Source organism: Pseudoalteromonas prydzensis (genome assembly GCF_011050055.1).
Classification (GTDB): Bacteria; Pseudomonadota; Gammaproteobacteria; order Enterobacterales; family Alteromonadaceae; genus Pseudoalteromonas; species Pseudoalteromonas prydzensis_A.
On the sequence record NZ_DRGM01000075.1, the window covers coordinates 1 to 7,888 of the forward strand.

The window sequence follows — 7,888 nt, forward strand, 5'->3', positions numbered from 1 at the left end:
AAGAAATGTTATGCTGATAAGCATACAAATTTGGGTGAAAAAATGACGAAATTAAAACGTGCAACGTATTCTGCAGCAATCAAATTAGAAACAGCTCAGCTTGTAGTTGACCAAAGTTATACTCAAGAAGAAGCAGCCAAAGCGATGGGTGTGGGTAAATCAACCGTTAGTAAGTGGGTTACTCAATTAAAGCAAGAGCGTAATGGCCAGCCACCATCGGCTTCGCCAATGACGCCCGAACAAATTGAAATCCGCGAACTTAAAAAGCAAATCCAACGCATCGAATTAGAAAAGGATATATTAAAAAAGGCTACCGCTCTCTTGATGTCCGACTCCCTGAACAATTCTCGTTAATCGAGAAACTAAATCAACGAGAGCGTTACCCAATTAGCGTGCTGTGTAACGTATTCAATGTGCATCGTAGCAGCTATAAATATTGGGCTATAAGGGATACAACGCCGACACCAGAACAAATAAGGCTAGAGGCTGAAGTTAGAGCAATACATGCAATGAGCGGCGGCTCAGCTGGGTCGCGGACAATCGCGGCAATAGCAACGAACAATGATTTTGAATTGAGTCGTTATCGTGCTGCTAAGCTAATGGTTAAATTAAAGCTTGAAAGCTGCCAAGTACCTCAACATTCATATAAACGCGGCGGTAATGAGCACCTTGAAATTCCAAATCTGCTTGATAGACAATTTGATGTTGTTGAGCCAGATACCGTGTGGTGCGGTGATGTGACGTATATTTGGGTAGGTAATCGCTGGGCTTATTTAGCCGTTATTATTGATTTATTTGCACGTAAAGTAGTTGGCTGGGCCATGTCGTTGTCGCCAGATACTAATTTAACGCTAAAAGCGCTTGAACTCGCGTATGAAAGCAGAGGAAAACCGACAGGACTGATGTTTCATTCAGACCAGGGTAGTCACTATACCAGTTTAAAATATCGTCAACGTTTATGGCGCTATAAAATCAAACAAAGTATGAGTAGGCGTGGAAACTGTTGGGATAATGCACCAATGGAGCGGTTTTTTAGAAGCTTTAAAACGGAATGGATGCCAAAGGTTGGATATGGAAATTTTATAGATGCTAAATATAGCGTTAGTGATTATATCAACGGATATTACAACAACGTTAGGCCGCATCATTATAATGCCGGTTTAGCGCCAAATGAATCTGAGGTTAGATATCAAGATTCTAAAACTGTGGCCAAATTTTATTGACCACTACACTCCCTTAAAAATTACTACTGACATCAACCTCAGTTGCTAAGCGCGCTGGAGTCTATACCGAACTTTTAAACTCCCAGGTTAGTACCACTCCTTCAAAACCTATCCTTTACGCGCTATTGTTAAACTATATTTTGGTGATCTTTTTTGGTCATTAAACTCTGGTAGCTGACCAAAAAGTTCTTTGAAATGTGCAAAGCAGTCATACTCAAATTTAGCAACTTCACCCATTACTCGAAGGTCTTTTACTGTGCTTGCTTTAACATCACACTTAAAAGGTGCAACTGCGACATATAAGTTTGAAACTAATTTTTCATAGTTTGGATGCTTATATCTCACTCGATCGGCGCCACCGTGCCCCTTTTTACCTATTATGGTGTTATCGAATTGTTTTAACCTTCCTTTGAGACCCTTTAGTGAGTTAGTCATACCTACATAAACAATATTTTTAGTCCATGAAAAATCAGTAGCTGATAAATCTTCATCTGCAATTGCGCAGATATATACGCCTAGGTATTTAATACCTTCTGCTGAATCTCGATCGGCCCAGCGCATCCATTTAGTAAAACGATTTTCGTACATAATTTTTCTTTATATGTCTCATGTAACTAAAAGCATGAATAAAACGCTTACCAGTATTCATAAACACCAATCTACCAAAAAACTCCAATTCCCCGTGATCACACTCGAAACTGAGTTAATGATGAGTAATTTACAGCATGGATGCTGTACAAAGCGTAGCTCGGCCATGGATGGCCGATCTACGCTGGTTACGTTCACATCACTAACGTAAGTTGAAGATACAGTGTGATCCTCGGGTGCGCCGTGGGATTCCAAAGGGCGGTCGGCGGCAGCCGCCCTTTGGTTGCCATCGCCAACGCGATAAAACCTCGAATAAAGGTTTTTAAATCCCTTAAAGTTCACACACAAAAGCATCATTTATAAGCGCTGTATAATTCCATTAACACATTCAAAGCTTCGCTTTGCACGCCAGCATGCTGCGCGTCTACAAAACGTGAGCAAGCTATGCGCCCACAAGTTAAAACGCGACTACTCTGCAACCACTTGTTTAAACCGTGCGAACGTTCGCATGCTTTCATCTGCAATCATTACCTCGTAATCGGGGTTTTGGGCTATTAGCTCGTATTGCCCGTTTGGTAATTTATTAACTTTACGGAGTAAATACTGACCATCTCCGCCTATTTCGTCTCGTTCTATAACAACTATTTGGTCGCGTAGCGAACCCGCTTTATCAGGTGTTATAAGTTCAAGTAGCAGTAAATCACCACCGAGTATTGGGTGCTTACCACCATTCATTGAGTTGCCCGATGCACGTGCTAAAAAATGCACTTGCGGGTCGAGCTTGCCCGCGCCAAGTGGCGCGTCCATCAATTCCATATCGCTTTCATCCCCAGTTTTAAAATGTCCGCAGGCAATTTTAATATTGGGGAAGTACGGCAGTTTTAATGCGTTATCTTGCTCTTTTTTTGTATCGGCAAGATCTTTAAACTCTAGCTGAGTCACATTATCAGCTTGTTGAGCTACATTATCAGTTTCTTGTTTTTGTTTTACTTTTGGACGCTGGCTGTATTGCGCTAATTTATATTCAACAAGCTCTAAAACGGCGTTATTTAATAATTCAACTTTATCTTCTGGTACATTAAAAGTTACTTTTAGCGTGTCTTTTTCTAAGCTAAACCACTGCTCACTATTTTCCTTATTTTGAGAATAAAAATGTATTGGGTTTCTGCGCCAATAACTTTCCCATACATTTGAGTCTGCGGCAGCATTAAGTTCTGCTGGCTGTAAATCATTTTGTTTTAATAGTGGATAACGAGCCAGTACATTGGCACTTACTTGTGCAAGTTGTGAAACCGTTGGCGGGGTTATAAATCCATTTAACTTTACAAACGCCTCGATCATTACTGCTTTGAAGCATTTGTTCATACTGGTTGTTTGTATGCCTTTATGAAAAAAGTCGTAGAACGGCGCTAATTGTTCAGCGCCTTGTTGTGCTTCATCATCAATATTTTGTGTTTTAGCAATTAGCTCAAACCAGCTAGTGTAATTACTGTTTACTTTTTTTATATCGCCATAGTGGTAGTAAAACTCGCTTAATGTGGGTAAATGCCCAAGTTGCTCAGCTAGCTGCGTTATATCTTCTAGCGCCGTAGTACGTTGTATTTTGGCTAGCTGTTGCCAAAAATCGATAACTTTTAAATCAATATTTATAAAGCAGCCATCAGCAAGGTTGGGCTTTTTAAGCTTTTTCAATACACGACTAGGTGTACTTTCATGTAGTAACGCATAAGGTTTATTTAAAAAGCTGTGGTGGTTACCAATAAAGTCGAGCACCACTAAATGTGTTTTACCTTCGAGGGTGCGTAAACCCCGTCCTAATTGCTGTAAAAAGAGTATTTTAGAGTCGCTTGGGCGTAGCATTAATATGGTATCGATGCTTGGTAAATCAGTGCCTTCGTTAAATAGGTCAACGGTAAATAATACTTCAACTTGGCGCTGTTCTAATTGTTTAAGCGCCTCATTACGTCGTACTTTTGATAGGCTATGCACTGATAGCGCTTTTACACCCGCTTTATTAAATGCAGCAGCCATATAATCAGCGTGTTTTATAGAGATACAAAAGCCTAGCGTACGTTGCTGTTTATATTGCTGCCATTGTGCAAGCGCATGTTCGGCACGTTTATGTGTCGCAAATTTGTTTTCTAGTGCTGTTGGGTCAAATCGACCATTACGCCACGGAATAGCTTGATAGTTTACGTTTTCATCCCAAATCCCGTAGTAATGAAATGGCACTAACGTTTTTTGAACTATCCCCTGTGTTAAATTTCGTTCAAACACTAAGTTGTTGTCGCATAGCCCTAAAATATCAGCTTGGTCGGTACGTTCTGGCGTAGCTGTTAAACCAAGTAAAAATTGGGGTTCAAAGTAGTTTAAAAGCTGGCGATATACGCGCGCACTTGCATGATGAAATTCGTCAACAATAATGTAATCAAATGCTGTTGGTGCAAACTGCTTTAAATGGTTACTTCGGCCAATGGTTTGAATAGAGGCAAATAAACACTCAGCGTTTTTTTCTCGCTGTTTACCGTTATAAAACCCAGTAGATAGAGTAAGTAATTCAGAAAATGTTCGCTGTGCTTGCAAAAGTATTTCTTCTCGATGCGCTACAAATAAAACACGTTTTGCTTTGAATTGTTTTACATCAAATGCACTTAACCATGTTTTACCCATGCCTGTTGCCAATACCACTAAGCCACGTTTGAAACCCTCAGTACGGGTTTGCGCTAGGGCATTTAGCGCTTCAACTTGAGCTGGCCTTGGTGTTTTAGCTTCATTTTTTTCAATAACTTGCTCAGCTGTATCGGTATGGTTTACCGCTACAAACGGCTGTACTTTACGCCTAGCAATGTAGCTATTAATCCATTCATGGCTTAAATGGGTAACAAATTCGTGATTAAAAATATTTTCAAAAGCTGTGCGAATACTTAAAAACTGCTTTGCTGCTTGGCTTGTTTTTGGCTGTGTATAATCATGTCTAAAATTCCACTCGTGCCCTTTGGTCAATGCGCTGGCACTAATATTACTTGAGCCAATAAAGGCACAGCCATCAGTAATCTCTTTTTGGTCGTTTGTTTTTATAAAAATATACGACTTCATATGAAAACTTTGATTACTGTGCGTTTGGTAAATACGCACATCGGCTCCACGATCTACTAATGCCATAAGTTCTCTCAACGCATTAGGGTGAGTAATATCAAGGTAGTCTGAGGTAAGTAGTTTGAGTGTTGCGCCGCTTTGTAACGCTTCGCTTAGTGGGTCGAACAACAGTGCTAAGCCACTTGGCTGAATAAATGAAACTGTAATTTCAATCTCAGTGGCATTGTTTATGGCATGCACAAGGTTAGGTAATAACGGGTCATTATCACCCGTAATAAGCTGTTGGTTATTACTTTGTAGGTGCTGATGTTCGCTAAAACTATTCACTTATAATTTCGCTTTGCTATGCGTTAACAAGGCATTTAACCATACTTCGCTTTCGCGCCCTGGGCGCTGATCAACACTTTGCCAATGCTTCATTATGCTCAATTGCGTGTGCTGATTGATTAAATCACTTAATAATTGCTCGTTTAAATCGGTAAATTCACGACCGTTATGCACACGCTCTGTATCGCCATATTTAAACGATACATACAAAACGCCATTCGGTTTAAGCGCATTTTGTAGATTTAAAAACACCTGCGGTAACTCAGCTTTTGGAACGTGTAATAAACTAGCGCAGCACCAAATACCGTCGTATTGATTTACACAATTTAGCTCTTGGAATGTTTTAACCGCTACAGGTTGTTGTAAGTAACTGCTTGCCAACTCTGCCAGCTCTGGGCTTGCATCAAACGCACTTACAGTAAAACCCTGCGCTTTAAAAAAAGTGGCATCGCGCGCACTGCCACAACCGGCATCTAAAATACGCCCATATTGTGCAACGTGCGGTAAAAACTCAGCATAAAGCGCCGACATATCAACGTTAAGTGTGGAGTCGCTAAAAGCTTTGGCATTTTGGTTGTAATAAGTAAGTGTGGTGTTTGACACGAGACTCACCGCTCCTTGGCTAATCGTTTAACAGCTAAGGCACTGTTAATACTGCATTCATTATTTGTTTAATCTACAGGAACAGGCGCATTAAATATAGGCTTAATAAGTAGAAATTTTTAAATTAATACGCCATTGTTATTAAGCACTGATGTTGAGCACTGAGCGCGATATAAATCACGCTAAACGTTTTTTGTTACTTTTTTCTTAGCCAAAAAAGACTCGCAGGCACCGAAATCCACGCTTGTTTACCTAACGAATCAAGGTAAACAGCTACCTCTTCTTTACTGCCTGGGCTGAAATATGGTGGCTGTTGTTCTTTTAGTTTTTCTTGGCCTGTAAGAATTTTGGTAAAGTGTTTATTTTGCTGCTGGAGCATTTTTTTGTATTCGTTAGCGGGTTTTGAATCACCATGCATTACAAAAGCACTGAGCGCCCGACTAGCGGTTGCGTGTAGTTCTTGAAAATCAAAGTCGGCCAATAGAGCATCTAACTTGTCCCATTGTTTTTCAATGATTAGGCAGTTCATTAATAAAAAGCGGTTTGCTTGATTGTCGTTTGGGTTTAGCTTTAATAGCTCTTCGAGTTCTGATTGCGCTTTTTGGGTATAACCATGCAGTGCGTGTATTTTTGCTCGATGCGCGCGAAGCATCATATAAGGTCGGGTTTCGTGCAAGCCCCAAAAGTGCCCAGTGTTGTCTTTAATAAATTGCTTTGTTATGAGCCCACTTTCCATTATGTCTAGCAACATCTGTATTGGCTCAAGTGCTTTTAGCTCTGTATTGGCAAGTACTAGCTCAAGTAGTTCATCAAATTCATTTGGTTCTTCGTCTAAAAAGGTGCTGTTAAATTCGGCTTCATCGTCATCACTTAAAGTTAGATCGTTACTAAATCGAAGTTCAAAAATAGCGTCGGCCATAAAATACACATAATTACGTTTGTATTCTTGGGCGTTGTATTGGGCAAATTCACCAAACTCTTTTGCGGCGGCTTTTTCACTAGAAAATGCTTTTAAAACGCTGCTTAGGTTATTAAGAGACTGTTTTTGCCCTGCATCAAGCATACGTTTATCTATATTTTTAAGCGCCTGTAAAACCCCTTTACAGTAACTTGGTAGGGGCATGTTCGGCTTTAGTGAATCCCTATAGTCTTGCTTGGATAGGCTGCATTTTGCTGGCATTTTTAATTCGTTTTGAATTACTTTATCCATGCTTTGGTTATACAGAGCCATTAAGCTTTCGAGGTATTTTAGCTCGCTCTCTTTTTGAAGGTTAATATCTCCAAATAAATCAGGTTGCCACTCACTCGGGGGAAGCAGTTGAGGTAATGCACCTAACCCCATTAAATAACCTTGTATAAAATAGTAGTTTGGTTGTTTAGTGCTTAATTCACTGAGCTTTATAACATTGTTGCGAATTTTAGTTGGCGACATAATGTGCTCTGCTATGTATAAATTTATTGTTAGTGTACCCATAGATAAAGTTACCAACAACGCTAGTTTGGTTGTTTTATCCTTAAATGAGTTTTAACCAACTATTTACATATTTAAACAATCCCGCGCCGCTAAAATACAAAAGCTGGTTTATACTGTTGTAATAATAAGCAAAAATAATAACTATGAGGCGCAATGAATAAATTAATTACCGTATTTTTATGTTTGCTGTTTACGACTCCGTTTAATGTATTTGCTTGTGAGAGAACCTTTAGCGTGGCATCGCACGATGCTTTTTGGCCGCCTTATGTAATGGGTATTAACGGTAAGCTGCAAGGCTCGGAGGTTGATGCTCTCAACATTATATTTGCTGACTCCCCTTTTTGTTTTGAAGTTAAGTTACTGCCAAATTCTAAGCGGGCTTTTATTGAGCTTAAATACGGCCGTATTGATTTAGGATGGGCAGCAAGTTATACCGATAAACGCGCTAAATATGTGCACTTTAGTGATACCTACCGAACTGAAGTTATGCGTTTGTACGAAAATACCAACAATCAGCATAACGTTAAAAACCTCGAAGATATTTTTAAACAAGGCCTTACCGTGGGCGCTAACTTTG

At 39.8% G+C, this 7,888-nt stretch carries 6 protein-coding genes; 2 read left to right on the plus strand and 4 right to left on the minus strand.

The features are described from left to right. Positions 1-42: 42 nt before the first annotated feature. Positions 43-1,223, plus strand: a protein-coding gene (locus ENH88_RS06570) for an IS3 family transposase (RefSeq protein ID WP_304180944.1) whose coding sequence is annotated in 2 segments (ribosomal slippage) — positions 43-301 and positions 301-1,223 — 1,182 coding nt in all. Because the reading frame shifts where the segments join, the coding sequence is not laid out codon by codon here. A 108-nt stretch (positions 1,224-1,331) separates the two neighbouring features. Here ENH88_RS06570 and ENH88_RS06575 read toward each other — a convergent pair. The 4 genes from ENH88_RS06575 to ENH88_RS06590 all read right to left on the minus strand — a co-directional run bounded on the left by ENH88_RS06575 (position 1,332) and on the right by ENH88_RS06590 (position 7,311). After that, positions 1,332-1,811 carry a hypothetical protein gene (locus tag ENH88_RS06575; RefSeq protein ID WP_182695264.1) on the minus strand — a complete coding sequence of 160 codons (480 nt, stop codon included), beginning with the start codon at positions 1,809-1,811 and terminating at the stop codon, positions 1,332-1,334. 468 nt (positions 1,812-2,279) lie between these two features. Next, the gene (locus ENH88_RS06580) at positions 2,280-5,234 is read right to left on the minus strand and encodes a DEAD/DEAH box helicase family protein (RefSeq protein WP_304180931.1); all 2,955 of its coding nucleotides are present in this window, start codon (positions 5,232-5,234) and stop codon (positions 2,280-2,282) included. Beyond that, positions 5,235-5,837 carry a class I SAM-dependent methyltransferase gene (locus tag ENH88_RS06585; protein ID WP_182748204.1) on the minus strand — a complete coding sequence of 201 codons (603 nt, stop codon included), beginning with the start codon at positions 5,835-5,837 and terminating at the stop codon, positions 5,235-5,237. It abuts the gene before it with no gap. Between the two features lie 196 nt (positions 5,838-6,033). Next, a complete protein-coding gene (locus ENH88_RS06590; protein WP_304180936.1) occupies positions 6,034-7,311 on the minus strand; it encodes a UPF0149 family protein in 1,278 nt (425 codons plus the stop codon). Positions 7,312-7,464: 153 nt separating this feature from the next. Between ENH88_RS06590 and ENH88_RS06595 the strand changes: the two genes are divergently transcribed. Next, on the plus strand, positions 7,465-7,888 hold a 424-nt coding region (locus ENH88_RS06595; RefSeq protein WP_304180939.1), incomplete at its 3' end, for a substrate-binding periplasmic protein.

What these genes read in the sequence shown, in the direction of transcription:
- ENH88_RS06575 (WP_182695264.1), bottom strand. Translation starts at nt 1,811, where the DNA reads ATGTACGAAAATCGTTTTACTAAATGGATGCGCTGGGCCGATCGAGAT.
- ENH88_RS06590 (WP_304180936.1), bottom strand. Translation starts at nt 7,311, where the DNA reads ATGGGTACACTAACAATAAATTTATACATAGCAGAGCACATTATGTCG.